The following is a 416-nucleotide window of genomic DNA, read 5'->3' on the forward strand; positions in this document are numbered from 1 at the left end:
CGCTGCTGCGGCCGCCGTCGCCCTGTCGGCGTTCCAGGTTGGCGATCTTCTGCGCCTGCTCCTCGATCTTGCGATTGAGCGCATCATTGCTGGCGCGCAACTGCTCCAACGCCTTGCCCTGATCGGCGACACGCTGCACCAGATTCTCCAGATCACGCACTGTCATGCCGGCACGCACCCGGCTGTCGTTGCCGACGACCACCAGGCTGTCGTCCCAGGGACGGGAAATGACCTGGTCCTTCAACACCGCCTGGGCCGAGGCGGCAAAGGCCGCCGAGCCTGTGGCGACCAGTAGCGCCAACCGCAACAACGCGACTTTCGAGACCGTGACACGCATATGCCTGACTCCTGATGGGGACGCTGTCCAGGCGCGGTTCGCGCCAGGTGGCCAGTTATATCAGGCCGATCGCGGTCCG

The 416-nt window shown here is 65.4% G+C and carries 1 protein-coding gene; it reads right to left on the reverse strand.

The window, feature by feature from the left end; all coding sequences use genetic code 11:
* On the reverse strand, window positions 1–337 hold a 337-nt coding region (locus tag RCF13_RS07845), incomplete at its 3' end, for a hypothetical protein (RefSeq protein ID WP_308141043.1).
* Window positions 338–416 lie beyond the last annotated feature (79 nt).

Source organism: Stenotrophomonas maltophilia group sp. RNC7 (assembly GCF_030910085.1).
Taxonomy (GTDB): Bacteria; Pseudomonadota; Gammaproteobacteria; order Xanthomonadales; family Xanthomonadaceae; genus Stenotrophomonas; species Stenotrophomonas sepilia.